The sequence below is a fragment of the Streptomyces sp. NPDC039462 genome, assembly GCF_055639375.1.
Genome location: NZ_JBVKAO010000002.1, coordinates 386,683 through 409,656, shown reverse-complemented (window position 1 = coordinate 409,656; position 22,974 = coordinate 386,683). Strand labels below are relative to the sequence as shown.

Below are 22,974 nucleotides of genomic sequence, written 5' to 3'. Positions count from 1 at the left end.
GATCTTCCGTACCGCCATGGGCGCCGACTTCGACCGGCTGCACCCGCAGCTCCGGCGCCGCTTCTCCGTCGGCCTCGCGAGCGGCGAGGCCTGCACGGGGCGGGGCGTGATGGACCGCATCTGGCACGGGCGTGGCTTCGTGAAACCGTTCCTCGCGGTCGGCGGCACGCGCAACATCCTCGTCCCGCGCCAGGGCAGGGACGTACCCTTCGTCATCGAGAACGTGCCGTACACCGACACGTACGGCCGTGAGACGGTGACCTTCGTGCGCACCTTCGATCTGCCCGGCGGGCCCCGCCGCTTCGACGCCCAGATGGTCCTTGGCCCCGGGGGCGACCGCGTGCTCGACTACCTCGGCACGCACCAGCACCTCGCCAGCGACCTGCACTTCCGGGCCGAGCCCGACGGCTCGCTCCTGATCCGCTCCGGCGAACACCGGTTCCGGGAGGGCCCGGTGGACTGCCGCGTGCCGTCGCTGATCGGCGGCGACGCGGAGGTACGGGAGTCCTACGACGACGCGTCGGGACGCTTCCGCATCCGGGTACGGGTCACGAACCGGCACTTCGGGCCGCTCTTCGGGTACGAGGGGTCCTTCGAGGCGACGTACACCGACGTCCGGACGTGCGGGGTCAGGCCCGGGCTGCGTCCCGTTCGCGAGGAGGCGCGCGCGTGAGCGCCGCGAAGGATCCCTCCAAGGCCCAGGAGACCCGGGTCAAGCTCCTCGACGGCGCCCTGCGGACCCTCACGGAGCAGGGCATCGCCAAGACGTCCGCGCGGAGCATCGCGGCGGCGGCCGGCGTCAACCAGGCGCTCGTCTTCTACCACTTCGGCTCGGTCGACGACCTGCTCGCGGAGGCGTGCAGGTACGGCACGGAGCAGCGGGTCTCCCGCTACCGCGAACGCCTCGCCGGGATCGGCTCCCTCTCCGAACTCCTCGCCTTCGGGCGGGAGATGCACGAGGAGGAACGCGAGGCGGGGCACGTCGCCGTCCTCGGGCAGTTGCTCGCCGGGGCGCAGACCCAGCCCCGGTTGGCCGCCGCCACGGGGGCGGGGCTCGCCCTCTGGATTGCGGAGATCGAGAAGGTCCTGACGCGGGTCCTCTCCGCCTCCCCGCTCGGGGAGTTCGTCGACCCCGTCGGGCTCGCGCGGGCGGTGGGGGCGTCGTTCGTGGGGATGGAGCTGTACGAGGGGGTGGACGCGGTCGGCGCGTCGCGAGCGCTCGACTCCCTAGAGCAGCTCTCCGTCCTCGTGACGGCGGTCGAGGACCTGGGGCCCCTCGCCCAGCGCGCGGTCCGCCACCGCCTGCGCCGCACGCGTCCGTAACGGCCTTCCTCCCGGGGGCGGGTGGGCGGGCTTCCCCGCACCGTCCCGCCAGGGTAGGAGCCCCAAGCCCGCCGCTCCGCGGCGGATGTTCCCCACCCACCCACCCGTTTGCCCCGCGACGTTTTGCGGGGGTAGGGGCGGGGTGGGTGGGGCTGCCCTGTGACGTCCTGCGGGAGTGGGGGTGGGGTGGGTGGGGCTGTCCTGCGACGTCCTGAGGGCAAATGGGCGGGTGGGTGGGGATCTCCCTGCGCTGTCCCGCGAGGGTAGGGGTGGGGCGGGTGGGGGTGGCCCCTGCGAGGTTCGGCGGAGTGCGGCGGGTGGGTGGGGAGTTCCCCGCGACGTTCGGCGGGCTTGAGTAGACGGGTGGCCTGTGACGTTCGGCGGGTTCGAGTAGACCGGTGCCCCGTGACGTTCGGCGGGCTTGGGTGGGCGGGTGCCCCGTAACGGCGTGCGGGGCAGGGCGAGGCTCCCCTCGCGCAAGGCCCCGCGACGCCGGCAGGCCAGGCGCAAGGCTCCTGTTGGGCAAGGTCCTGCAACGGCTCGCAGGGCAGGTGCAAGGCTCCTGTTGGGCAAGGTCCTGCAACGGCCCGCAGGGCGGGCGCAAGGCTTCTGTCGGGCAAGGCCGCCCCATAACGCCCGCAGGGGAGACGTGAGGCGGCCACCACGCCGTCCCGCACGCGCGGGCGGTTGTCGCGGGCCCCACCGGGCCGCAGCCGCGAGCGCGCCCGAGGGGACGTGGGGGTATGTGCGAACGGAGCACTGAGCGCACTGTGGCGTCTTTGGGCTTGAGGCGCGGCGCAGGGATGGCGAGTACGCACATACCCCCGCGGCCCCGCCCCACAGACGAAGCGAAGGCGACCCCCACGCGCACAAGGCGTCCCCCTCGGCCCCCCACACAAGCCACCCCCCACCGCAACCCCCCACCCCAAAACCGCTCGCACGGGCGAACCCCGTTCGACACGCCGGGGAAAGTCCACTTTTGTGTGGGTATCGGCTCGTTTGGATTACCAGAACCTGGAGGGCGCTGTGCGGCAGCCGGAGGGCTACGACTACGAGACCCACAGCACGCTCGCCGGACCGCTCACGGAGCCGGACGGCGGCGCAGGCGGCGAAGGGAAGGGAGGGGGGAACGGGCAGGGGAGCGGGCAGGAGAGCGGGGACGGGACGTACCAGGTCCGGTACCGGAAGCTGCTCGCCGGCGAACCGCACCGAATACGCGCCGTACTCCTCATGACCCTCGCCCCCCTCCTCACCGGCCTCCTCCTCGTCTACCTCGTCTGGCCCACCCACTGGACCGAACGCGAGGGCGCCGACAGCTGGCTGATCGGGTTGGACATCACGATGCTCGTGGCGATCGGGCTGATCGAGCTCTTCATGCTCGTGAACGTCGTCTCGATCGCGCACGCGACGATGGTGGCGAGGGATCCGATACCCGTGTATCCCGAGGCCGGCACCCGCGTCGCGTTCCTCACCACGTACGTGCCGGGCAAGGAGCCCCTGTCGATGGTCCGGGCGACGCTCGAAGGGGCGGTCCGGATACACCACCCCGGTCCTCTCGACGTATGGCTGCTGGATGAAGGGAACACCCCTGAGGCCAAGGCTCTCTGCGAAGAGCTCGGCGTGCGGTACTTCACGCGGCACGGGGTGCCGGAGTGGAATCGCGAGAAGGGGCCCCACAAGGCCCGCACCAAGCACGGCAACTACAACGCCTGGCTGGCGATGCACCAGGCCGAGTACGACTTCTTCGCCTCCGTCGACACGGACCACGTCCCGCTCCCCAACTTCCTGGAGCGGATGATGGGCTACTTCCGCGACCCGGACGTCGCCTTCGTCGTGGGGCCGCAGGTCTACGGCAACTACGAGACGCCCGTCACCAAGGCCGCGGAGTCCCAGCAGTTCCTCTTCCACGCGCTCATCCAGCGCGCGGGCAACCGCTACCGCGCCCCCATGTTCGTCGGCACGAACAACGTCGTCCGCATCAGCGCGCTCACCCAGATAGGCGGCCTGCACGACTCGATCACCGAGGACATGGCGACGGGCTTCGAGCTGCACCGCCACCGCAACCCGGTCACCAAGAAGCACTGGCGCTCGGTCTACACCCCGGACGTGCTGGCCGTCGGCGAGGGGCCGGCCTCTTGGACGGACTTCTTCACGCAGCAGATGCGCTGGTCGCGCGGCACGTACGAGACGCTGTTCAAGCAGTACTGGAAGGCACCGTTCACGATGCCGCCCGGACGCCTCTTCTCGTACTCCCTGATGCTCGTGTACTACCCGATGACGGCCGTCAACTGGCTGCTCGGCGTGCTGAGCTGTGTGCTCTTCCTGTGGTTCGGGGCCAGCGGCACCCAGGTCGCCGCGTCCGTCTGGCTGATGCTCTACAGCGACGCGGCCGCACTCCAGATCGGCCTCTACCTCTGGAACCGCAGGCACAACGTCTCCCCGCACGAGCCCGAGGGCTCCGGAGGCCTCGCCGGCATGGCGATGTCGGCGCTCTCCGCACCCATCTACGCCAAGTCGCTCGGCGCGGCCGTCCTGCGCCGCCCCAGCCGTTTCGTCGTCACGCCCAAGGGCGACGGCACGAGCCCGGACCGGCTCCTCACCTTCCGCATCCACCTCTTCTGGGCGGTGGTGCTCGGCACGTCGCTGGCCGCCTCCTTCGTGCTCGACCACACGCACGTGGCGATGCGCACCTGGTCGGTGCTCGCGATGGTCATCTCGCTGGCCCCGGTCAGCGTCTGGGCCTTCGGCCTCGTCAAGGAGCGCAGAGCGGCCCGGCAGCGGCGGGAGGCGGAGAAGCCGAGCCTGCGCGCCGAGAGCGAGCCGGGCCTGCGGGCCGAGGGCCCGGAGGGCGAGCCGGAGCCGGCGTTCGCCACCGGCACGACGACAGGAGGGAACTGACCCATGGCCTACCGGCCCTCGAAGCGCACGAGAAAGACCGCCATCGGAGTCGGCGCGGGCGCGCTGCTCGTCGGACTGAACGCTCCCGCCGCGCTCTCCTTCGCCGAGGAGCAGTACTACGAGTACAAGATCTCCCAGCCCGGCTACAAGAAGAAGTACGGCTCCTGGAAGCAGGTCTCCATCCCCAAGGAGTACCGCACCAACGCCATCCACGCCGCGCTGCTCCACACCGGCAAGGTGCTGATCGTCGCGGGCTCCGGCAACGAGCAGAAGAAATTCGACGCGGGGTCGTTCGACACCGTCCTGTGGGACCCGAAGAACGACACGTTCAAGAAGATCCCCACGCCCGAGGACTTCTTCTGCTCCGGGCACGCCCAACTCCCCGACGGGCGGCTCCTGGTGGCGGGCGGCACCGCGCGCTACGAGCTGCTCGACGGCGAGGTGGAGCGGGCCGGCGGCGGCATGCGCGTGAAGAACGAGAACCCGGACAAGCCGGTGGTCCTGAAGAAGGGCACCAAGTTCCGCTCACCGTCCGGCGTCGAGTACGTCAGCAAGTTCGACGTGGAGGTGCCGAAGGCGAAGCGGGACTACGAGATCACGTACTCCAAGTCCGGGGTGATGCAGCCCTGGAAGACGAAGGTCAAGGCGAGCGAGGCGCGGGTCTTCGTCGAGGCGGTCCAGGAGGGCGAGCAGGCGGTCACCGAGAAGTCCGCGCAGTACGAGATCGAGGGACTGACCGGCGAGGAGGCCGACAACACCTACGGCATCGCCGAAAAGATCGACATGGAGAAGCAGGACTTCCAGGGGATCAAGGCGGCGTACGAGTTCGACCCCAAGGCCGAGAGGTACGTCCCGGTGGAGCCGATGGACAAGGCCCGCTGGTACCCGACGCTCGTCGGCCTGGAGAACGGCAAGGTGCTCGCGGTCTCCGGACTCGACGACGTGGGCGTGGTCGACCCGGGCGACAACGAGATCTACGACCCGAAGACGAAGAAGTGGTCGGACGGTCCCAAGCGGTACTTCCCGACGTACCCCGCGCTCTTCCTCACCAAGGGCGGCAAGCTCTTCTACCCGGCGTCCAACGCGGGATACGGGCCCGCGGACAAGGGCCGTGAGCCGGGCCTGTGGGACCTGGAGACGAACAAGTTCGAAAAGGTCCCAGGCCTGGAGGACCTCGACCAGACCGAGACGTCGGCGTCCGTGCTGCTGCCGCCCGCCCAGGACCAGAAGGTGATGATCATGGGTGGCGGGGGCGTGGGCGAGTCGGACAAGGCGACGCGGCGCACGGCCGTGATCGACCTCAAGGAGGACAACCCGTCCTTCAGGACCGGCCCCCAACTGCCGCAGGGCACCCGCTACCTGAACAGCGTGCTGATGCCGAACGACTCGGTGTTCACGACGAACGGCTCGAAGGACTACCGCGGACGCAGCGGCAGCAACATCTACAAGGCGCAGTTCTACGACCCCAAGGCGAACGAGTTCCGCGAGGCCGCGGCGCCCAAGGTGGGCCGCAACTACCACTCGGAGGCGCTGCTGCTGCCCGACGGCCGCGTCGCCACGTTCGGCTCCGACCCGCTCTACGACAACGAGCAGAACACCAAGCTCGGCCACTTCGAGCAGCGCATGGAGATCTTCACGCCGCCCGCGCTGCACCGGGGCGGCAAGAACCGGCCGGTGCTCGGCGAGGGCCCGCAGGAGCTGGCGGCGGACGGCCGCGCGACGTTCCGCACCGACCACCCCGAGAACATCGCGTCGGCCCGCCTGATGCGCCCGAGCGCGGTGACGCACACGACGGACGTCGAACAGCGCTCGATCGCGCTGGCGCTCAGCAAGGGCAAGGGCAAGGTGACGGTGGACGTGCCGCGGGAGGACCGGGCGCTCGTCCCGCCGGGCTGGTACATGCTGTTCGTCACCGACAAGGACGGCACGTCGTCCGAGGCGAAGTGGATCCACGTCGGCACGGACCGCTGAACACCGCGCTCCGGGCTCAAGGACAGGCTCTCAGGCCCCCTTGGCGTTCCGCGCGAGGCCCAGCGCGTAGTCCGGCCACCACTGGCCGGCCGCCGGGCCGCCGCGGCAGGGGCCGTCGGAGTCGCCGGGCCGCTTGATCCACAGGACGGCGTCCAGCAGCGGGTCGCCCGTGCGGTCGGTCGGCGGGGTGCCGAGGCCGCGGCCCGGCGGGTTGCACCAGGCGTCCTCGCGGTCGCCGGACAGGGGGCCCTTGCCGTTGCGGCTGGTGTCCATGACGAAGTGCTTGCCGCCGACGGTCGCCGAGAGGGTGCGGCCGTACGACTTGATCGTCTCGTCGCTCTGGAAGTTGGAGACGTTCAGCGAGAAGCCGTCGGCCTGGGCGATGCCCGCCTTCTGGAGCGGCTCGGTGAGCTTGTACGGCTCGGTGATCCAGCCGGGGTTCCCCGCGTCGAGGTAGACCTTCACCTCCGGCTGCCGCTTGAGGCGCTGGATCGCCTCGGAGAGGAGCTGGTAGCGGTCCGCGTGGTACTCGGCCGGGGTGCAGCCGTCCACGATGTGCGGGATCGCGTCGGGCTCGAGGATCACCAGGGCGGGGGCGTCGCCGATCGCGTCGGCGAAGGTGTCCACCCAGCTCCGGTAGGCCTCCGCACTGGCCGCGCCGCCCGCGGAGTGCTGGCCGCAGTCGCGGTGCGGGATGTTGTACGCGACGAGCACGGCGGTGCGGTCCTCCTTGACCGCGCCCCGCGTCGCCTTCGCGACGTCGGGTGCCGGATCGTCCCCGGCCGGCCACACGGCCATGGCCCGTTCGGAGATGCGCCTGAGCGTCTCGGCGTCCTCGGCGCGGCCCTGTTCCTCCCACTGCCTGACCTGGCGCGCGGCGGGGCTGTCGGGGTCGACCCAGAAGGTGCCGGCGGGGGGCCCGGCGCTCGCGGTGGCGGGCTTGCGCACGGCCGCCTCCTCCTTCGTGCCGTCGGACCCCGGGTCCGAGGAGGAGCAGCCTGCCGGGAGCCCGAGGGCGGCGAGGGCCGCGAGTGCCGTGAACGTGCGGAGCAGCCGGTGCATCCAGCCCCCTTGGGCGATGGTGACAGTGACGGTCAGTCAGCCCGGCAATCGTTACATAAAGGACTATTCAAGCTCTTGTGCCACACCGCCTCCGGTGCCGAGCGCGAACCCGGCGGGCGCCAGAGCCCGGCCGTGGCCGCGGAGCCGTACGTACGACCGAATTGCGAGACGGGGCTGACCACCATATGACCGGCGGGTAAGGTCGATGCCGTGCCGAAGCCGCTCAGCCTCCCCTTCGATCCCATCGCCCGCGCCGACGAGCTCTGGAAGCAGCGCTGGGGATCGGTCCCGGCCATGGGCGCGATCACCTCGATCATGCGGGCGCACCAGATCCTGCTCGCCGAGGTCGACGCGGTCGTCAAGCCGTACGGACTGACCTTCGCGCGCTACGAGGCGCTGGTGCTCCTCACCTTCTCGCAGGCCGGCGAGTTGCCGATGTCGAAGATCGGCGAGCGGCTCATGGTGCACCCGACCTCGGTCACGAACACCGTGGACCGCCTGGTGAAGTCCGGCCTGGTCGACAAGCGCCCGAACCCCAACGACGGCCGCGGCACGCTCGCCTCCATCACGGAGAAGGGCCGCGAGGTCGTCGAGGCGGCCACCCGCGAGCTGATGGCGATGGACTTCGGGCTCGGGGTGTACGACGCGGAGGAGTGCGGGGAGATCTTCGCGATGCTGCGGCCCCTGCGGGTGGCGGCGCGCGATTTCGAGGAGCAGTAGGGCCCGCCCGGCGGGAAGTGGGATCGGGTCGTTCCGGTACGGGCGGGGGCGGCGAAGATCGCGTGAAAAGGGCGGTTACGCTCGTAGCCATGAAACGCAGCGTGCTGACCCGCTACCGGGTGATGGCCTACGTCACCGCCGTCATGCTCCTCATCCTGTGCGCCTGCATGGTGGCCAAGTACGGCTTCGACAAGGGCGAGGGTCTGACGCTCGTCGTGTCGCAGGTGCACGGCGTGCTCTACATCATCTACCTGATCTTCGCCTTCGACCTGGGCTCCAAGGCGAAGTGGCCGTTCGGCAAGCTGCTCTGGGTGCTGGTCTCGGGCACGATCCCGACCGCCGCCTTCTTCGTCGAGCGCAAGGTCGCCCGTGACGTAGAGCCGCTGATCGCCGACGGCTCCCCGGTCACCGCGAAGGCGTAACCCGCACCGCCACGGGCAGGTCCGTGGCGGTTGGCCATCGACTTTTACTAGGACGTCCTAGTAAATTCGATGGTATGGACGCTGACGCGATCGAGGAAGGCCGCCGACGCTGGCAGGCCCGTTACGACAAGGCCCGCAAGCGCGACGCGGACTTCACCACGCTCTCCGGGGACCCCGTCGACCCCGTCTACGGCCCCCGGCCCGGGGACACGTACGACGGGTTCGAGCGGATCGGCTGGCCGGGGGAGTACCCCTTCACCCGCGGGCTCTACGCCACCGGGTACCGCGGCCGCACCTGGACCATCCGCCAGTTCGCGGGCTTCGGCAACGCCGAGCAGACGAACGAGCGCTACAAGATGATCCTGGCCAACGGCGGCGGCGGCCTCTCCGTCGCCTTCGACATGCCGACCCTCATGGGCCGCGACTCCGACGACCCGCGCTCGCTCGGCGAGGTCGGCCACTGCGGTGTCGCCATCGACTCCGCCGCCGACATGGAGGTCCTCTTCAAGGACATCCCGCTCGGCGACGTCACGACGTCCATGACCATCAGCGGGCCCGCCGTGCCCGTCTTCTGCATGTACCTCGTCGCGGCCGAGCGCCAGGGCGTCGACCCGGCCGTCCTCAACGGCACGCTGCAGACCGACATCTTCAAGGAGTACATCGCCCAGAAGGAGTGGCTCTTCCAGCCCGAGCCGCACCTGCGCCTCATCGGCGACCTCATGGAGCACTGCGCGCGCGACATCCCCGCGTACAAGCCGCTCTCGGTCTCCGGCTACCACATCCGCGAGGCCGGGGCGACGGCCGCGCAGGAGCTCGCGTACACCCTCGCGGACGGCTTCGGGTACGTGGAACTGGGCCTCTCGCGCGGCCTGGACGTGGACGTCTTCGCGCCCGGCCTCTCCTTCTTCTTCGACGCGCACGTCGACTTCTTCGAGGAGATCGCCAAGTTCCGCGCCGCGCGCCGCATCTGGGCGCGCTGGCTCCGGGACGAGTACGGAGCGAAGACCGAGAAGGCACAGTGGCTGCGCTTCCACACGCAGACCGCGGGGGTCTCGCTCACGGCCCAGCAGCCGTACAACAACGTGGTGCGGACGGCGGTGGAGGCCCTCGCCGCGGTGCTCGGCGGCACGAACTCCCTGCACACCAACGCCCTCGACGAGACCCTCGCCCTGCCGAGCGAGCAGGCCGCGGAGATCGCGCTGCGCACACAGCAGGTGCTGATGGAGGAGACCGGCGTCGCCAACGTCGCGGACCCGCTGGGCGGCTCCTGGTACATCGAGCAGCTCACCGACCGCATCGAGGCCGACGCCGAGAAGATCTTCGAGCAGATCAGGGAGCGGGGGCGGCGGGCCTGCCCCGACGGGCAGCACCCGATCGGGCCGATCACCTCCGGCATCCTGCGCGGCATCGAGGACGGCTGGTTCACCGGCGAGATCGCCGAGTCCGCCTTCCAGTACCAGCGGTCCCTGGAGAAGGGCGACAAGCGGGTCGTCGGCGTCAACTGCCTCGAAGGCTCCGTCACCGGCGACCTGGAGATCCTGCGCGTCAGCCACGAGGTCGAGCGCGAGCAGGTGCGGGAGCTTGCGGGGCGCAAGGGGCGGCGTGACGATGCGCGGGTGCGGGGGTCGCTCGACGCGATGCTTGCCGCTGCGCGGGACGGGTCGAACATGATTGCCCCCATGCTGGAGGCAGTGCGGGCCGAGGCGACCCTCGGTGAGATCTGTGGGGTGCTTCGCGATGAGTGGGGGGTCTACGTGGAGCCGCCCGGGTTCTGAGGGCGCGCTCCCTTTGCCTGCGGGTCTGTTGCGGCTGGTCGCTTCCTGGCTCGCCTCGTCGCTGTCTGCGGGGCCGTGGGGGCTGGTCGCGCAGTTCCCCGCGCCCCTGCCTGCACCTGCGCCCCGCCGCCTGCATGCAGCCCCCACCCTGACGGGGGCGTTCGGGGCCCACCCTGAGGGGGACGGTCGGGGCCCACCCTGACGGGTGCGATCGGGGCGTGCCGGGGTCTTTTAGGGGCGCGGGGAACTGCGCGAGCAACCCCCACCGGCCCGCAGGTACACGCGAAGCGGCGGACGCCCCACTGCCTGCGCCGGCAGACGGGGGCAAAACGGGCGGAGTGCCCCCGCCCGCCGGGCGGTGCGAATTCGTAGGTTTAAGGGGCAGGGGTCAGGGCAGGCGCCGAGCCGGTCAACCACCCCCCGTCCCAGGAGACCCCGTGACCTCGACCGGCCACGCCCGCACCGCCGCCATCGCCATCGGAGCCGCCACCGCCACCGTCCTCGGCGCGCTGATGGTCGGCGGCTCCGGCGAGGTGAGTGCGAGCCCGCCGCCCGAGCCCAAGGTCCAGGACGACTTCGACTCCCTCGGCCCCGAGGTGCGCGCCGCGAAGCTCTCCGACGGGCGTACGGCCCACTACTCGGACACGGGTGACAAGGACGGCAAGCCGGTCCTGTTCATCGGCGGCACCGGCACGAGCGCCCGCGCCTCGCACATGACCGACTTCTTCCGCTCGACCCGCGAGGACCTGGGCCTGCGCCTCATCTCCGTGGAGCGCAACGGCTTCGGCGACACCGCGTTCGACGAGAAGCTGGGCACCGCCGACTTCGCGAAGGACGCCCTCGAAGTCCTCGACCGGCTCGGCGTGGACGACGTGTCCGTCGTCGCGATATCCGGCGGCGGACCCTACGCCGCGGCACTCGCCGAGCGCGCCCCCGAGCGGATCTCGCAGCTGCACCTCGCGGCCGCGCTGCCGCCGTTCGGTACGAAGCCCGCCTACTGCTCCCTCTCCGACGACCGGCTCGCCGCCGCCGTGAAGGACCAGATCAAGGACCCGCGCAAGTGGTGGGCGTTCCCCGACGACAGCCCCGTGAAGTCGATCCCGGGCTTCGCCGACACGGCGTACGAGGAAGGCGCGCGCACCTACAACCAGCGCGGCCAGCAGGCCGACCCGGCGCCCCAGGTGCACGAGCAGAAGCTGTACTGCGAGCGTCCAGGACCCGACCTGTCGAAGCTGGACGCCCCCGTGTACCTCTACGGCGGCGAGAAGGACACCACCGTGCCGCCCGCGACGCTGAAGACCTGGCGGGACGCGCTGCCGGGCGGTGCGAAGGTGCGCTCGTACGCGGACTCCGGGCACGACGTGCAGTACCGGCACTGGGACCAGATCCTCGTCGACCTGGCCGGGCACGGGGACCGCACCGTGGTGTGCAAGGGCGACCACACCCGCGTACTGATGGCCCGTGACGCCGACCGGCTCGTCGGCAGGGGCAAGGCCACGCTGGGCAGCTGCGCCTGGAACAAGAAGTAGCCGGGCGGGCCCTCAGGGCGCGGGCAGCGTCAGGCGGAACAGCGCGCCGCCGCCCGGCGCCCGCTCCGCCGTGAGCTCCGCCCCGTGCGCGTGCGCGATCTGCCGGGCCATCGCGAGGCCGAGGCCCGAGCCGGGCAGCGCGCGGGCCTTCTCCGCGCGGTAGAAGCGGTCGAAGACGTACGGCAGGTCCTCCTCCGCGATGCCGGGCCCGTGGTCGCGCACGGTCAGCTCCGTGGTGGTCAGCGCGACCTCGACGGGCGCGCCGGGCGGGCTGAACTTCGCCGCGTTGTCGATGAGGTTGGTGAGGAGCCGGGAAAGCCGCGCCGGTACGCCGGGCACGCTGAGCTCCGCGGCCTCCGGCGCCACCTGGAGCGTGAAAGGGATGGCGGGCCAGTGGCCGCGGGCCGCGTCCACCGCGTGGGCGGCCAGCGGGGCGAGCCGCACCTCTTCGAGCAGCGGCTGCGGCTCCGCGTCCCTGGCCAGCTCGATCAGATCGTTGACCAGACCTGTGACCTCGCGCAGCTGCCGGCCGAGCGCACCGGACGCCCGGTCGCGCTGCGCGTCCGTCAACCGGTCCGCCTTCGCGAGCAGCTCGGCGTTCGTGCGCAGCGCCGTCAGCGGGGTGCGCAGCTCGTGCGAGGCGTCGGCGACCAGCCGGCGGCGCGCGGCCACGGACTCCTCGAGCTCGGCGAGCATCGTGTTGAACGTGGCGGCGAGCCGGGTCACCTCGTCCTCGTGCCCCTCGCGGCCGGGCGGCCCCGGCGGCAGCTCGATGCGGTGGCGGGCGTCACGGGTGGCCGCGATGCGTTCGGCCGTGGCGGTGAGCCGGGTGATCGGCGCCAGACCGGTGCGCGAGACCCAGTAGCCGCCGGCCGCCGACAACAGCACGCCCGCGCCGCCCACCGCGGCGAGCAGCCCCGCGGCCTGCCGCACGCCGCGCTCCGCGATGTCCGCGCGCAGCGCCACCTGCACCGCCTCGCCCTCGGTGCCGAAGGTGGTGGTGTACAGACGCCCCGGCTTGCCGCCCGGCAGCGTGAAGTTCGAGTAGTACGGGGCGCGGCGGCCCGCGGCGACCTCTCGGGTCGGCCCGTTCACCGGCAGCAGATACGGCTTCGCGGGGTCGTCCGCCGCGTCCGCGGGAACGATCTGCGAGCAGGCCGGCGCGCCCAGGAACCGGCACTCGCCCGTGACCACACCGGGCCCCTCCGTGCGGTGCTGCTGGGCGATGAGCCCGGCCGACTGGGCGAGGTTCTGGTCGAGCTGCTGGTACAGCTTGTAGCGGATCACGAAGAACGCGGCGGCGCACACCCCGATCGCCACCAGCGCGACGGCGGCCGCCGCCATCACCGCGAGGCGGGTGCGCAGCGGCCTGCGGCGCCGCCAGCGCGCGCCGAGCCTGCGCCGCGCGCTCACGGGGAGCCCAGCCGGTAGCCGATGCCGTGCACGGTGTGGACCAGGCGGGGCTCACCGCCCGACTCCAGCTTGCGGCGCAGATAACCGACGTACACGGCGAGGGAGTTGGAGTCGGGGCCGAAGTCCCGGCCCCAGACGGCCTGCTGGATCAGGTCCCGCGGCAGGACCTGGCCCGCGTTGCGCAGGAGCAGCTCCAGCAGGACCGCCTCCGTACGGCTGAACTCGACGCGGCGTCCGCCGCGGCTGCCGGTGCGCGTCGCGGGATCGAGGACGAGATCGCCGTACGAGAGGTCGTCGCCGTCGTCCGCGGCCCGCTCCGGCGTCGCACGCCTGAGCAGCGCCCGCACCCGGGCCACCAGCTCGTCCAGGGCGAACGGCTTGACCAGATAGTCGTCGGCGCCCGCGTCCAGGCCGTCGACGCGCTCGCTCACCGAGTCCAGCGCGGTCAGCACGAGGACCGGGGTGCGGTCGCCCGCGGCGCGCAGCTGACGGCAGACCGCGAGCCCGTCCATGACCGGCATCAGGACGTCGAGGACCACCAGGTCCGGCTGCCAGCGGGCCACCGCCGTGAGCGCCCGGTGCCCGTCCGCCGCGCCCCGGACATGGTGGCCCTCGACCGTCAGGGCGTCCTCGACGGCGGCCCGGACCTCGGGGTCGTCGTCGACGACGAGGATCCGGTGCGGTGCCGCCCCGCCCGCGCCCGGCGGGCCGCCCTTGCTGGTCACGCTCGCGAAACTCATGCACCAAAGGTGCCAAACACGGCTCTTAAAACCCTCTTAGACCCTCGCGTGAAGCTCCACTGCCATGCGAACCACTCTCTCCGTCGTCATCGGCGCGGGCGGCACCGGCGGGCACATCTACCCCGGCCTCGCCCTCGCCGACGCGCTGCGCCGGGCCGTGCCGGGCGCGGTGATCTCCTTCGTCGGCACCGAACGCGGCCTGGAGACCCGGCTGATACCGGACGCCGGTTACCGCCTCCACACCGTCGACATGATCCCCTTCGACCCGTCGCTCGGCGCCCGCCGCTATCTGCTGCCCGCCGCGCTGCTGAAATCCGGCGCCCAGTGCCGGGCCATCCTGCGCGAGCAGGGCGCGCAGGTCGCCGTCGGCATGGGCGGCTACCCCAGCGCCCCCGTCATCGTCGGCGCCCGCATGGCGGGGCTGCCCAGCCTCATCCACGAGTCCAACGCCGTGCCGGGGCGCGCCAACCGGTTCGCGGCCCGCCTCACCCCGAACATCGCCGTCGCCTTCGACCGCAGCCGCGCCCACCTGCCGGGCGGCGAGCGCGCGCACACCACGGGAATGCCGATCGCCGCGCCGCTCGCCGCGCTCGACCGGGCGGCGCTGCGCGACGAGGCCCGGCGCGAGCTGGGGGTGCCGCCCGGCGCCCGGCTCGTCCTCTTCAACGGCGGCAGCCTCGGCGCGGCCCGCCTCACGGAGGCGGCGGTCGGCCTCGCGGCGCGCTGGCGGGAGCGACGGGACGTCCACCTGCTGATCAAGACCGGTCCCGCGGCGCTCGACGAGACGCGCGCCCGGCTCGCCTTCGAGGGCGGGGGCGCGATCGCCCGCGCCGTCCCCTACCTCGACCGCATGGACCTCTCCTACGCCGCCGCCGACCTCGTCGTCTGCCGCGCGGGCTCCGCAACCGTCGCCGAACTCGCCGCCACCGGCGTCCCCGCCGTCCTCGTGCCCTACCCGCACGCGCCCGGCGACCACCAGACCCACAACGCGCGGGTCCTCTCCGACGCCGGCGCGGGACTCCTCCTGCCCGACGCGGAGACCACCGCGGACCGTCTCGTGGGGCTCATCGGGCCGCTGCTCGCGGACCCGGTGCGGCTCGCCGCGATGAGCGGCGCCGCGGACCCCGGGCCGCACGCCCGCGCGGCCGACCTGCTCGCCGAGCGGGTCCTCGGACTCACCCACCACCACACGTCTCACCTGGAGTACGCATGACCGCCTTTTCGTGGCAGAACCGCACCGTCCTCGTCACCGGCGCCGAGGGTTTCATCGGCTCGACGCTCGTCGACCAGCTCCTGGCGGCGGGTGCGCGGGTCCGCGCCTTCGTGCACTACAAGCCGTACGCGGAGAAGGGGCACCTCGCCCATCTCCTGGGCGACCCGCGGGTCGAGATGATCGCGGGGGACGTGCGGGACGCGGGGCGCGTGATGGACGCGGTCGCCGGGTGCGACACCGTCTTCCACCTCGCCGCGCTGATCGGCATCCCGTACTCGTACGACTCCCCGGGCGCGTACGTCCAGACGAACGTGGTCGGCACGGAGAACGTCGCCGAGGCGTGTCGGCGGCACTCCGTGCGACGCATGGTGCACACGTCCACCAGCGAGGTGTACGGGACCGCGCTGACGGCGCCGATCAGTGAGGCGCACCCGCTTCAGCCGCAGTCGCCGTACTCCGCGTCGAAGATCGGCGCCGACATGATGGCGCTCTCGCACTGGCACGCCTTCGAGCTGCCGGTGACAGTGGTGCGCCCCTTCAACACGTACGGTCCGCGGCAGTCGGCCCGCGCCGTCATCCCCACGATCCTCGCCCAACTGCACTCGGGCGCCCGGGGGATCAAGCTGGGGTCGCTGACGCCCACGCGGGACTTCACGTACGTGACGGACACGGCGCGGGGGTTCATGGCGATGGCGGTCGCCGACCGGGCGCTCGGCCACGCGGTCAATCTCGGCGTGGGCCGGGAGATCTCCATCGGGGACCTCGCGGAGGCGCTGATCGCGGCGTCGGGGCGGGAGGCTTCCGTGGTCGTCGACCCCGCGCGGCTCCGTCCCTCCGGGAGTGAGGTCGAGCGGCTGCTCTCGGACAACTCCCGGGCCCGGGAGTGGGCGGGGTGGGTTCCGGAGGTCTCCCTCGCGGAGGGGCTCAAGCACACGTCGGCTTGGGTCGCCGAGAACCTGGAGCTGTTTGCCCCTGACCGTTACCAGGTCTGATTCTCGGTTGCGGCCCGGTGGGGGCTGGGCGCGCAGTTCCCCGCGCCCCTGGCCGAACCGTGCCTCTGTCAGCCGTCAGGGCTGCGCCGCTGCCGCTGCCAAGCCGCTCAGGAGCAGGAGGGTGAAGCGGCGCGCCCACTCCTCGTCCACCGGTTCCGCGCTGACCAGGGCGCGGTGCACCACCGCGCCCGCGATCACGTCGAAGATGAGGTCGGCGGTGCGGGACGCGGCGAGCGGGTCGGGCTCGGGCGGGAGTTCGCCGCGCGCCTGTGCCCGTTCCCGGCCCGCGAGGACCAGCCGCTTCTGGCGGTCGACGATGGACGCGCGGATGCGGTCCCGCAGCGGCTCGTCCGTCGTGGACTCCGCGACCACCGCCATCAGCGCCGTCTTCGTCTCGGGGCGCCCGAGCAGCACCGCGAACTGCAGGACGACGCCCTCGATGTCGGCGGCCAGACTGCCCCGGTCGGGGAGTTCCAGCTCGTCGAAGAGCTCCGCCACCGCGTCCACGACCAGTTCGCTCTTGCCCGCCCAGCGCCGGTACAGGGTCGTCTTGGCGACGCCCGCGCGCGTGGCGACGGCGCCCAGCGTCAGCTTGGACCAGCCCAGCTCGACGAGGCCCTGCCGGGTCGCCTCCAGGATCGCGGCGTCGGCGGTCGCGCTGCGCGGGCGGCCGCCGGTGCGGGCGGGCGGAGTGGTGGACGTACGGCTCTGCATGGCCGCGACCATACCGGCCGGTACGCGGCCGCTCGGGGTGCGGAGTGAGGGAGATCACCGGAGGGTGCTTCCCCAGGCCGTGACAGGGCAGTTACGCTACGACCTGTAGCGAAAGCCACGAGCGACAACCACGCAGCACGATCACCGGCACGGGGTGGGGACCCCTGGCCGATCACCGGACCTCCGGTCGTCATCGGAGCCTCGAACCGTGCCGCCCGCGACCCCGCAATCCGGCGGGGGCCGACGGACGGGCGCGGTTCCCGCACGGGTTGGGGGAGGATGTACTCATGCAGCCACGGAACATGTCCATGAGCGGAGTCGTCGACCTCGCCGCGGTGAAGGCGGCCCAGGAGGCCAAGGCGAAGGCGGAGCAGGCGCGCGCCGACGCGGCACGGCAGGGCGGGGGCGCGGCAGGCGCGGTCTCCCCGGCCTCCCTCGTCATCGACGTCGACGAGGCGGGCTTCGAGAGCGAGGTCCTCCAGCGCTCCACCGAGGTCCCGGTCGTCATCGACTTCTGGGCCGAGTGGTGCGAGCCGTGCAAGCAGCTGGGCCCCCTCCTGGAGCGGCTCGCGCAGGAGTACAACGGCCGTTTCCTCCTTGCCAAGATCGACGTCGACGCGAACCAGATGCTGATGCAGCAGTTCGGGGTCCAGGGGATCCCGGCTGTCTTCGCGGTGGTGGCCGGACAGGCCCTGCCCCTCTTCCAGGGCGCCGCTCCCGAGGCGCAGATCCGCCAGACCCTGGACCAGCTCATCCAGGTCGGCGAGGAGCGCTTCGGCCTGACCGGCCTCGTGGTCGACGCCGACGCGCAGGGGCAGCAGACCGCAGCGCCCGCCGAGGTGCCGGCCGGTCCTTACGACGCCCTGCTCGAAGCGGCCGTACAGGCGCTGGACGCGGGCGATCTCGCCGGTGCCGTCCAGGCGTACAAGAACGTGCTCAGCGACGATCCGGCCAACACGGAGGCCAAACTCGGGCTCGCGCAGGCCGAGTTGCTCCAGCGCGTCCAGGGTCTCGACCCGCAGGTCGTCCGCAAGGACGCCGCCGACAATCCGGCTGATGTGCGGGCCCAGATCGCCGCGGCCGACCTGGATCTGGTGGGCGGTCATGTCGAGGACGCCTTCGGGCGGCTCATCGACACGGTGCGACGCACCGCGGGCGACGACCGGGACGCCGCGCGGGTGCGGCTCCTCGAACTCTTCGAGGTCGTGGGCGCCGAGGACCCGCGCGTGACGTCGGCGCGCACGGCGCTTGCCCGCGTTCTCTTCTGAGCCGGGATTCTCTGACCAGTCCCTAAACCCGGGGTGTCGTGGTGCAGAAGTGAAAACTCTGTTCCCGAGGCACCACAGTGGCCGCGCTTTGCCAAAACTTGGCAAACGCGGCCGCTGTTACTTGGAGTAAGACATCGGCATCCTTCTGGGCCGTTACGCCCACTGATGTTCCGTTCTGCGCCGCCTCTTTGAGCCACCGTCCGTGCCCGACCGATACCGCGCGGTCGCGCTTCGGTTATCGGGCCGTTACTAGCGAGTAACGAACCCCCTTGTGCGGGCGCCGAGAATGCACCACGATCGGCCACGCTCGGTCCGATGACCCGCAACCCGAAAGCCAGTCGGGAGCGGGCCTTCTGGGTCCCCACCGAGCAGGCCGGTGACGCCGTCGCCGGTCTGGACAGGGGGGTCTCTGCCGTTCCCGGCAGGGCCTGTCCGTGAGGTTGTGCGTGATGCGTCAGGCGCGACCAGTGGTTGTCGCTCGGGGGTGATCGCCGGTGAACGTGGTGCGGTTGCGCGCCTCCGATGCGGGCGCTCTCCTTCCCGAGGACGTAGCACTTCTCCCATCCCTGCCCGGCTGAGCCGCCCGAAAGGGAGCAGTCAGGGCCGGAGATGTACGTCCGAGAAGGAGGAAAGTCATGGAATCTGTGGCTCGTGGCGGAACCAGATGGAAGCGGTTCGCCGTGGTCATGGTGCCGAGCGTCGCGGCTACCGCCGCGATAGGTGTCGCCCTCTCGCAGGGCGCGCTCGCGGCATCTTTCAGCGTGTCCGGCCAGTCGTTCAAGGTCTCGGCCGACAAGCTCGACGGCCGTGGAATGGTCCAGTACGGCGGCGTTGACGTCGGTGTCGACATGAAGGGCGAGAAGGCCGCCCACCCGGTGTCGGTCTCGGCCTTCAAGAAGGCCAAGATCACCAACATGTGCCAGTCCGTCGTGACGCACATCCCGGTGCTCGGCGATGTCACGCTGCAGCTGAGGGCGGGCGGCGGCAAGACGCCCGTCGAGGCCAAGAACCTGTACATCGACGTGGCGCAGCTGAAGGCCGACGCCGAGTTCAGGAACATCAACATCGGTGTCGCCGCCGGGTCCTCCAAAAAGGGCCCCGGCATGAAGGGCGGCAACGAGCAGGCGAACCCGAACGGTTTCGCCCAGGAGGCCGACCGCGCCATCCTGCGGGACATCGAGCAGACGGCCTGGGCGACCAGCGCGGGCACCTTCAAGCTCAGCGGCCTCAACATGAAGCTGCACAAGGGCAAGAACGAGTGCTTCTGAGCACCCGCTCGAGCACGCGCTGAGTCCTTGACCCGCCGGCCCGTCAGGGCGGGCACCACGGGACAGCGACTGGCCCGGCGGGCGCGGAGGACGTCTCTCCCGCCCGCCACCACAGAGCTTCACCGAATTCACGTACCGCCGGTTCCAAGGAGCTGTTTTCCCATGAGCGCCAAGTCACCGGGGCCGAACGAGCACTTCCTCAAGGTCTACCGCAGGAAGTTCCGGGCCTGGCGGGGCTCCCGCCCGTTCTGGGCAGGCCTCCTCACCATCCTTGGCGGCGTGCCGATCGCCTACCTGCCCTACGGCAACATCAAGCTCGGCAACCTGACGCTGGCCCTGGCCACGACGGCGGGAGCGGGCTCGCTGATCATCGGCGTACTCCTGATGGTGCTCGGTCTGACGATGTGGTTCCAGGTGCACACGCGGGTCTTCGCGGGCGTCGCGGCGATCCTGCTCGCCCTGGTCTCCCTGGTCGTCTCCAACATCGGCGGCTTCCTCATCGGCTTCCTGCTCGCGCTGATCGGCGGCGCCCTCGGCATCGCCTGGGGCGAGCCCGGCAGCGTACCGGTGAAGGGCGCGAAGGGGCGGACGGGGAAGACGCCCGAGCCCGCGGTCGCGGGCGGCCCGACCGGTGTGGACGGTGCGAGCGCTACCGACGATCTGTCAGGAACGAGCCCGGTGGACGGGACGAACGGGAGGCACCGTGCAGGCTGACGAGGTGCACCACGAGGACGCCGCGGGGGCGGCGTCCCGTGCGAGATCCGGGCCGCGTCACGCGGCCCCCAGGAAGCCGCTGCTCACCCGTCTCCAGATGCCCGCGGGCAAGGCGATAGCCCTCGCGGCCATGCCGAGTGCGGTCCTCATGGGAATGGGCCTGACCCCGACGCTCGCGCAGGCGAAGCCTGGTGTCCCCAAGAACCCCTTCCGGGACGGCCCGTGTGTCACGGCGCCGGACGACGCCTCCAAGGATGTCGAGAAGGAGGCGAAGGACGCCGGGAAGAAGACCGACCGCGACGAGCCGGGCAAGGACACCACCGAGCCCGAGGCGACCCCCTCGCCCTCAGCCGGCACGAAGACCGACCCGGACGACAAGACCGACCCGGACGACAAGGCCGACCCGGACGACAAGGCCGACGCGGACGACAAGGCCGACTCAGGCGGGGACGCCGGGGGCACGTCGCCGTCTCCGGACGCGAAGGACAAGGACGCGGCCAAGGAGCCCGCGCCCGACCCCGCGCCCTCCGAGACCAGGAACCCCTGGGACCCGCTGGGTGTCGGGGACGCGCTCAAGGACGTCTTCACGCCCGACGACGAGAAGTCCCCGAGCCCGACGCCGACGCCTTCCGACACCGACTCCGACTCCGACTCCGAGAAGTCCACGTCGCCCGAGGACCCGGCCAAGGACACGAAGGACAAGGCCACCGATCCGGTCGAGGACACGGCCGACAAGGTCGAGGACGGCGCCGGCAAGCTCAAGGACACGGCCGACGACCTCAAGGACGACGCCGAGGACAAGGCCGACGACACGGCCGAGGGCGACGAGCCCAAGGGCGACGCGGCCAAGGACGACGAGGTCACCGACCCCATGGCCCCGGACGCGGACGGCAAGAAGCCGTTCCCGTGCGTGGTCGAGAAGAAGGTCGACGGCGAGGCCGAGCAGACGCCCGTGCCGATCCCCGACGACCCGTGGGAGCTGGAGGCCAGCTCCCTGCTCCTCAAGGGCCTGGACTACAAGGGCGTCGTGAACCTCACGACGGCCGGCGGCAAGAAGAAGCAGGCGCTGAAGTTCACCGTCGACAACGGCACGGACATCGGCGACCTGCACCAGATCGCCCCGGGCCCCGACGGCTCGAAGTACCACATCAGGGCGGAAGAGGGCTCCACGTCCACGATCCGCGACGGGCAGACGATCATGTACACGGAACGGCTCCAGGGCAACCTGTTCGGGCTGATCCCGATCGTCTTCGACCCCGAGCACCCGCCGCCGCTGAACGTCCCCATCGCGTACTTCACCAAGGTGAAGGTGTTGCAGGCGGCCCAGTTCGGCGGAACGCTGAAGGTGCCGGGCCTGGAGCAGACGATCACCCGCTGACGTCGGCCGGAGCCGGTCATGGCTCATACGCCGAGGGCGCCCCCTGGATCAGGGGGCGCCCTCGGCGTATGTGTGCGGTCCTGCCGACGGTCAGTCGCGCTCGCCGTTGCCCAGGTGGTGCACCCGGACCATGTTGGTGGTGCCGGGGACGCCGGGGGGCGAACCGGCGGTGATGACGACCGTGTCGCCGTCGTTGAAGCGGTTCAGCTTGATCAGCTCGGCGTCGACGAGCTCGACCATCGCGTCGGTGTTGTCGACGTGCGGCACGACGTAGGTGTCCACGCCCCAGCTCAGCGTCAGCTGGTTGCGGGTCGCCTCGTCCGTGGTGAAGGCCAGGATCGGCTGGGCCGCGCGGTAGCGGGACAGACGGCGGGCCGTGTCGCCGGACTGGGTGAAGGCGACCAGGGCCTTGCCGCCCAGGAAGTCGGCGATCTCGGCGGCGGCGCGGGCCACCGAACCACCCTGCGTACGCGGCTTCTTGCCCGGCACGAGCGGCTGCAGCCCCTTGGAGAGCAGCTCCTCCTCGGCCGCGGTGACGATCTTCGACATCGTCTTGACGGTCTCGATCGGGTACGCGCCGACGCTCGACTCGGCCGACAGCATGACCGCGTCGGCGCCGTCCAGGATGGCGTTGGCGACGTCGGACGCCTCGGCGCGCGTGGGGCGCGAGTTGGTGATCATCGACTCCATCATCTGGGTCGCGACGATCACCGGCTTGGCGTTGCGGCGGCACATCTCCACGAGGCGCTTCTGCACCATCGGGACCTTCTCGAGCGGGTACTCGACGGCCAGGTCGCCACGGGCCACCATCACGGCGTCGAACGCCGCGACGACGCCCTCCATGTTGGCGACGGCCTGCGGCTTCTCCACCTTGGCGATGACGGGGACCCGGCGGCCCTCCTCGTCCATCACCTTGTGGACGTCCTTGACGTCGTTGGCGTCGCGCACGAAGGACAGGGCGACCATGTCGCAGCCCATCTTCAGGGCGAAGCGGAGGTCCTCGATGTCCTTCTCCGAGAGCGCGGGCACGTTCACGGCCGCGCCGGGCAGGTTGATGCCCTTGTGGTCGGAGATGACACCGCCCTCGACGACGATCGTCTTCACGCGCGGGCCGTCCACCTCGACGACGCGCAGCTCGACGTTGCCGTCGTTGATCAGGATCTGGTCGCCCTTGGAGACGTCGCCCGGCAGACCCTTGTAGGTCGTGCCGCAGATCGACTTGTCGCCCGGGACGTCCTCGGTGGTGATGGTGAACTCGTCACCGCGCACCAGCTCGACGGGTCCCTCGGCGAAGGTCTCCAGGCGGATCTTCGGACCCTGCAGGTCGGCGAGGACGCCGACGGCACGGCCGGTCTTCGCGGCGGCCGAACGGACGCGGTCGTAACGCCCCTGGTGCTCGGCGTGCGTGCCGTGGCTGAAGTTGAAGCGGGCCACGTTCATGCCGGCCTCGATCAGCGAGACGAGCTGCTCTTCGGAGTCGACGGCGGGGCCCAGCGTGCAGACGATTTTGGAACGGCGCATGAGGCGATCCTATCGGTTTGTTTCGCTACGGAATATTCCGTCTGGTGGAATCT

19 protein-coding genes are annotated in these 22,974 nt (G+C 71.2%); 14 read left to right on the top strand and 5 right to left on the bottom strand.

Annotated features, from left to right (window positions below; genetic code table 11):
• Nucleotides 1-16: 16 nt before the first annotated feature.
• The 4 genes from ACZ7LU_RS12520 (at nucleotide 17) to glxA (ending at nucleotide 6,192) form a co-directional block, all read left to right on the top strand.
• On the top strand, nucleotides 17-673 hold the full coding sequence (locus tag ACZ7LU_RS12520; RefSeq protein WP_398301466.1) for a DUF4166 domain-containing protein: 657 nt from the start codon (nucleotides 17-19) through the stop codon (nucleotides 671-673).
• Nucleotides 670-1,323, top strand: a complete 654-nt coding sequence (locus tag ACZ7LU_RS12515; RefSeq protein ID WP_471916685.1) for a TetR/AcrR family transcriptional regulator — start codon at nucleotides 670-672, stop codon at nucleotides 1,321-1,323. Before ACZ7LU_RS12520 ends, ACZ7LU_RS12515 begins: the two co-directional genes overlap by 4 nt.
• A gap of 1,026 nt (nucleotides 1,324-2,349) precedes the next feature.
• Complete coding sequence (locus ACZ7LU_RS12510; RefSeq protein ID WP_471916684.1) at nucleotides 2,350-4,221, top strand: glycosyltransferase family 2 protein; 1,872 nt, start codon at nucleotides 2,350-2,352, stop codon at nucleotides 4,219-4,221.
• Nucleotides 4,222-4,224: 3 nt separating this feature from the next.
• Nucleotides 4,225-6,192 (top strand): radical copper oxidase GlxA, encoded by a 1,968-nt coding sequence (gene glxA, locus ACZ7LU_RS12505; RefSeq protein WP_468089655.1) that lies wholly within the window; start codon nucleotides 4,225-4,227, stop codon nucleotides 6,190-6,192.
• Nucleotides 6,193-6,222: 30 nt separating this feature from the next.
• Here the strand turns inward: glxA and ACZ7LU_RS12500 are convergent, their stop codons facing one another.
• Nucleotides 6,223-7,254 carry a glycoside hydrolase family 6 protein gene (locus ACZ7LU_RS12500; protein WP_471916683.1) on the bottom strand — a complete coding sequence of 344 codons (1,032 nt, stop codon included), beginning with the start codon at nucleotides 7,252-7,254 and terminating at the stop codon, nucleotides 6,223-6,225.
• Between the two features lie 210 nt (nucleotides 7,255-7,464).
• Here ACZ7LU_RS12500 and ACZ7LU_RS12495 point away from each other — a divergent pair, with 210 nt between their 5' ends.
• The 4 genes from ACZ7LU_RS12495 (at nucleotide 7,465) to ACZ7LU_RS12480 (ending at nucleotide 11,700) form a co-directional block, all read left to right on the top strand.
• Nucleotides 7,465-7,974: a MarR family winged helix-turn-helix transcriptional regulator gene (locus ACZ7LU_RS12495; RefSeq protein ID WP_362990340.1), complete on the top strand. Its 510-nt coding sequence runs from the start codon at nucleotides 7,465-7,467 to the stop codon at nucleotides 7,972-7,974.
• A gap of 89 nt (nucleotides 7,975-8,063) precedes the next feature.
• Complete coding sequence (locus tag ACZ7LU_RS12490; protein WP_398301307.1) at nucleotides 8,064-8,396, top strand: DUF3817 domain-containing protein; 333 nt, start codon at nucleotides 8,064-8,066, stop codon at nucleotides 8,394-8,396.
• A 74-nt stretch (nucleotides 8,397-8,470) separates the two neighbouring features.
• The gene (locus tag ACZ7LU_RS12485) at nucleotides 8,471-10,171 is read left to right on the top strand and encodes an acyl-CoA mutase large subunit family protein (protein ID WP_471916682.1); all 1,701 of its coding nucleotides are present in this window, start codon (nucleotides 8,471-8,473) and stop codon (nucleotides 10,169-10,171) included.
• Between the two features lie 437 nt (nucleotides 10,172-10,608).
• Nucleotides 10,609-11,700 (top strand): alpha/beta fold hydrolase, encoded by a 1,092-nt coding sequence (locus ACZ7LU_RS12480; protein WP_471916681.1) that lies wholly within the window; start codon nucleotides 10,609-10,611, stop codon nucleotides 11,698-11,700.
• A gap of 12 nt (nucleotides 11,701-11,712) precedes the next feature.
• Here the strand turns inward: ACZ7LU_RS12480 and ACZ7LU_RS12475 are convergent, their stop codons facing one another.
• Nucleotides 11,713-13,113 carry a sensor histidine kinase gene (locus tag ACZ7LU_RS12475; protein ID WP_471916680.1) on the bottom strand — a complete coding sequence of 467 codons (1,401 nt, stop codon included), beginning with the start codon at nucleotides 13,111-13,113 and terminating at the stop codon, nucleotides 11,713-11,715.
• A complete protein-coding gene (locus tag ACZ7LU_RS12470; protein ID WP_471916679.1) occupies nucleotides 13,110-13,853 on the bottom strand; it encodes a response regulator transcription factor in 744 nt (247 codons plus the stop codon). Before ACZ7LU_RS12470 ends, ACZ7LU_RS12475 begins: the two co-directional genes overlap by 4 nt.
• A 64-nt stretch (nucleotides 13,854-13,917) precedes the next feature.
• On the opposite strand from ACZ7LU_RS12470, the gene ACZ7LU_RS12465 reads away from it, so the two are divergent.
• Nucleotides 13,918-15,066, top strand: a complete 1,149-nt coding sequence (locus ACZ7LU_RS12465) for a UDP-N-acetylglucosamine--N-acetylmuramyl-(pentapeptide) pyrophosphoryl-undecaprenol N-acetylglucosamine transferase (RefSeq protein ID WP_468563646.1) — start codon at nucleotides 13,918-13,920, stop codon at nucleotides 15,064-15,066.
• Entirely contained in the window at nucleotides 15,063-16,058 is a 996-nt protein-coding gene (locus ACZ7LU_RS12460; RefSeq protein ID WP_471916678.1) for an SDR family NAD(P)-dependent oxidoreductase, read from the top strand. The genes ACZ7LU_RS12465 and ACZ7LU_RS12460 overlap by 4 nt, the downstream gene beginning before the upstream one ends.
• A gap of 75 nt (nucleotides 16,059-16,133) precedes the next feature.
• Here the strand turns inward: ACZ7LU_RS12460 and ACZ7LU_RS12455 are convergent, their stop codons facing one another.
• Complete coding sequence (locus ACZ7LU_RS12455; RefSeq protein ID WP_398301321.1) at nucleotides 16,134-16,772, bottom strand: TetR/AcrR family transcriptional regulator; 639 nt, start codon at nucleotides 16,770-16,772, stop codon at nucleotides 16,134-16,136.
• Nucleotides 16,773-17,059: 287 nt separating this feature from the next.
• On the opposite strand from ACZ7LU_RS12455, the gene ACZ7LU_RS12450 reads away from it, so the two are divergent.
• From ACZ7LU_RS12450 to ACZ7LU_RS12435, 4 genes are all read left to right on the top strand, one after another.
• The gene (locus ACZ7LU_RS12450; RefSeq protein ID WP_471916677.1) at nucleotides 17,060-18,040 is read left to right on the top strand and encodes a tetratricopeptide repeat protein; all 981 of its coding nucleotides are present in this window, start codon (nucleotides 17,060-17,062) and stop codon (nucleotides 18,038-18,040) included.
• A gap of 635 nt (nucleotides 18,041-18,675) precedes the next feature.
• Nucleotides 18,676-19,308, top strand: coding sequence for a DUF6230 family protein (locus ACZ7LU_RS12445; RefSeq protein ID WP_398301325.1), 633 nt, complete (start codon nucleotides 18,676-18,678; stop codon nucleotides 19,306-19,308).
• Nucleotides 19,309-19,470: 162 nt separating this feature from the next.
• Nucleotides 19,471-20,022: a DUF6114 domain-containing protein gene (locus ACZ7LU_RS12440; protein WP_471916676.1), complete on the top strand. Its 552-nt coding sequence runs from the start codon at nucleotides 19,471-19,473 to the stop codon at nucleotides 20,020-20,022.
• The gene (locus tag ACZ7LU_RS12435; protein WP_471916675.1) at nucleotides 20,012-21,400 is read left to right on the top strand and encodes a hypothetical protein; all 1,389 of its coding nucleotides are present in this window, start codon (nucleotides 20,012-20,014) and stop codon (nucleotides 21,398-21,400) included. The genes ACZ7LU_RS12440 and ACZ7LU_RS12435 overlap by 11 nt, the downstream gene beginning before the upstream one ends.
• Nucleotides 21,401-21,490: 90 nt before the next feature.
• On the opposite strand, the gene pyk is transcribed toward ACZ7LU_RS12435, so the two are convergent.
• Nucleotides 21,491-22,921: a pyruvate kinase gene (gene pyk, locus ACZ7LU_RS12430; protein WP_398301331.1), complete on the bottom strand. Its 1,431-nt coding sequence runs from the start codon at nucleotides 22,919-22,921 to the stop codon at nucleotides 21,491-21,493.
• Nucleotides 22,922-22,974: the final 53 nt, after the last annotated feature.

What these genes read in the sequence shown, in the direction of transcription:
- ACZ7LU_RS12520 (WP_398301466.1), top strand. Translation starts at nt 17, where the DNA reads ATGGGCGCCGACTTCGACCGGCTGCACCCGCAGCTCCGGCGCCGCTTC.
- glxA (WP_468089655.1), top strand. Translation starts at nt 4,225, where the DNA reads ATGGCCTACCGGCCCTCGAAGCGCACGAGAAAGACCGCCATCGGAGTC.
- ACZ7LU_RS12500 (WP_471916683.1), bottom strand. Translation starts at nt 7,254, where the DNA reads ATGCACCGGCTGCTCCGCACGTTCACGGCACTCGCGGCCCTCGCCGCC.
- ACZ7LU_RS12490 (WP_398301307.1), top strand. Translation starts at nt 8,064, where the DNA reads ATGAAACGCAGCGTGCTGACCCGCTACCGGGTGATGGCCTACGTCACC.
- ACZ7LU_RS12485 (WP_471916682.1), top strand. Translation starts at nt 8,471, where the DNA reads ATGGACGCTGACGCGATCGAGGAAGGCCGCCGACGCTGGCAGGCCCGT.
- ACZ7LU_RS12470 (WP_471916679.1), bottom strand. Translation starts at nt 13,853, where the DNA reads ATGAGTTTCGCGAGCGTGACCAGCAAGGGCGGCCCGCCGGGCGCGGGC.
- ACZ7LU_RS12465 (WP_468563646.1), top strand. Translation starts at nt 13,918, where the DNA reads ATGCGAACCACTCTCTCCGTCGTCATCGGCGCGGGCGGCACCGGCGGG.
- ACZ7LU_RS12460 (WP_471916678.1), top strand. Translation starts at nt 15,063, where the DNA reads ATGACCGCCTTTTCGTGGCAGAACCGCACCGTCCTCGTCACCGGCGCC.
- ACZ7LU_RS12455 (WP_398301321.1), bottom strand. Translation starts at nt 16,772, where the DNA reads ATGCAGAGCCGTACGTCCACCACTCCGCCCGCCCGCACCGGCGGCCGC.
- ACZ7LU_RS12450 (WP_471916677.1), top strand. Translation starts at nt 17,060, where the DNA reads ATGCAGCCACGGAACATGTCCATGAGCGGAGTCGTCGACCTCGCCGCG.
- ACZ7LU_RS12445 (WP_398301325.1), top strand. Translation starts at nt 18,676, where the DNA reads ATGGAATCTGTGGCTCGTGGCGGAACCAGATGGAAGCGGTTCGCCGTG.
- ACZ7LU_RS12440 (WP_471916676.1), top strand. Translation starts at nt 19,471, where the DNA reads ATGAGCGCCAAGTCACCGGGGCCGAACGAGCACTTCCTCAAGGTCTAC.
- pyk (WP_398301331.1), bottom strand. Translation starts at nt 22,921, where the DNA reads ATGCGCCGTTCCAAAATCGTCTGCACGCTGGGCCCCGCCGTCGACTCC.